Here is a 1,572-nt window from a genome sequence, read left to right as displayed (position 1 = left end):
GCCGCGAACGGCTGGCAATTCGTCTCGCCCTACAACGATCCGGCTGTGATCGCCGGTCAAGGCACGCTGGCGGTTGAAGTGTGGGAAGAGTTGCCCGCGGCTGACACGGTGATCGTGGCGGTCGGCGGCGGCGGGTTGGCCAGCGGCGTGGGCATCTGGGCCAAAGCGCTCAACCCTTGCCTCCGGGTGATCGGCGTGCAAGCGGCGGCATCGGCGGCGATGGCGGCAGCCTTGCGCGCCGGCAAAGTCGTTCCCGCCCCCGACGAACCGACTTTGGCTGATGGGCTGGCTGGCGGTATCGATCCAGACACCATCACGCTGCCGATCTTGCAACAGACGCTCGACGAGATGGTGCTGGTGGATGAAACCGCGATTGCGCGCGCAATGCGCTGGCTGCTCGACGAACACCACCTGATCGCCGAAGGCAGTGCCGCAGTGCCGCTGGCCGCTCTCTTGGAAGGTCAGATCGGCGATTTGCGCGGACGGCGGATCGTCGCGCTGATCTGCGGGCGTAACGTCGCCAGCGCCACCTTGCAACAGATTGTGATGGCCGGATAATCGGTTCGCATCCGGGTCTGATTTGGGGACACGGATTGGCACGGATTAAGACGGATCAACACGGTTGTTTTGATCCGTCTTAATCCGTGTCCCATTCCTACCATCCCGCCAAAATTCAGTCTAACGGCTGAGCCAACCTGCATTGACAGACGCTTGCCGGCATGCTATGCTGCACGGGCAAGAGTTCATTATCTATTCCGGTCAGAGGAGGCAGCTATGACACACATCATTCACGTACTCACACTTACAACGGTCGTGATGGTGTCGAGCGACTCCGCTGGCACAGGAGGGGCTTCGCACAGCGCGGGCTAAACAGGCATCTACCTGTTATACCGGCGGGCTGTGGGAAGCTGACCAAGCGCCTACAGCCCGCCTTGTTTTGAGGCTGTGGCGCAACCGGCAAACCATAGCCTCTTTTGTTCCCTCCACCCAGCGGGCGTTCGACGGAGCGGGTTCTCGCAGCAAGCGTGAAAGGAAATCTGAGATGACGGATCACAACGCCATCGTTACCGCCGCCGATCGTAACCAACCGTCAGAGGTGGAGGGAACTGCCGTGATTATTCTAGAGCGTGACGGCTCGTTATCATACCATCCGCCCAAACGCGGGCGGCAACAACAAGCATTCACAACCCTAGCTGCAGCGATGCCAGCCGAACTGCCGCCGGCGTCGTTGATCGAACGGATTGTGAGTATGGCCTTTGATTTACTGGGGGTGAATCGGCTGGAGGTGCGCGTCGATGAGTCGTAAAGCAGCAGAACTGGTCGAACCAGCGCCGGCCACCGCCACCAACCGGCTGACCGGCGCAGTCTTACGAGCGCAGAGCGGCTTCTTCTGGGTCAAGACCGAGCAGGGCATCCTTGAATGCCGGCTGCGCGGGCGGCTCAAGAAAGAGCGCCAAGCGACCGATCTGGTCGTGATCGGCGATCAAGTCGAAGTGACGCCGGTCGGCAACGGCCAAGGCGCGATCGAGGCCGTCTTGCCGCGACGGAGCCGGCTGGCGCGCCGGGCCGCCG

The 1,572-nt window shown here is 61.8% G+C and carries 2 protein-coding genes and 1 pseudogene; all 3 read left to right on the top strand.

From position 1 onward, the window contains the following. Window positions 1-558, top strand: a 558-nt coding sequence (locus U9R81_RS07025; protein ID WP_322494793.1) for a pyridoxal-phosphate dependent enzyme, incomplete at its 5' end; no start/stop codon positions are given. 484 nt (window positions 559-1,042) lie between these two features. Next, window positions 1,043-1,306 (top strand): hypothetical protein, encoded by a 264-nt coding sequence (locus U9R81_RS07020; protein WP_322494792.1) that lies wholly within the window; start codon window positions 1,043-1,045, stop codon window positions 1,304-1,306. Continuing rightward, a pseudogene (locus tag U9R81_RS07015) lies at window positions 1,296-1,572 on the top strand (ribosome small subunit-dependent GTPase); the annotation flags it as partial. The gene U9R81_RS07020 and the pseudogene U9R81_RS07015, both read left to right, overlap by 11 nt.

It is taken from the genome of Chloroflexus sp. (assembly GCF_034435895.1).
GTDB lineage: Bacteria > Chloroflexota > Chloroflexia > Chloroflexales > Chloroflexaceae > Chloroflexus.
The sequence above is the reverse complement of the archived record's forward strand: the minus strand, read 5'-3'. Positions and strand labels throughout refer to the sequence as shown.

Coding starts and splice junctions, on each gene's coding strand:
- U9R81_RS07020 (WP_322494792.1), top strand. CDS start 1,043: ATGACGGATCACAACGCCATCGTTACCGCCGCCGATCGTAACCAACCG.